This is a genomic window from Rhizobium ecuadorense, from assembly GCF_001187535.1.
GTDB lineage: Bacteria > Pseudomonadota > Alphaproteobacteria > Rhizobiales > Rhizobiaceae > Rhizobium > Rhizobium ecuadorense.
Map to the genome: position 1 here is coordinate 1 of NZ_LFIO01000401.1, position 236 is coordinate 236.

At 67.8% G+C, this 236-nt stretch carries 1 protein-coding gene; it reads left to right on the forward strand.

Going from position 1 to position 236, the window contains the following annotated elements:
• Positions 1-236: LysR substrate-binding domain-containing protein (locus AF337_RS10575; RefSeq protein WP_244471213.1), on the forward strand; the 236-nt coding region annotated here is incomplete at both ends.

Genomic DNA, 236 nt, shown 5'->3' on the forward strand with positions numbered 1-236 from the left:
GCGGCACGCCGCCGGTCGTCTTTTCCCGCGCGCAAGAATTCGAGGATCTGCTGCTGGCCCTGGCTGCCGCCCGCTCCGGGCTTGGCATCGCACTTGCCCCGCGTGCCTCGATCGAGGACGATCTCAAGCGCGGGTATCTGGTCGCGCCCTACGGCTTCATTTCCCGGCCATCGGGTTACAGCTTCTGCTGCCGCATGCCGGATGCGAAACGGCCAGCCTTCGCGGCCCTGTCCGGT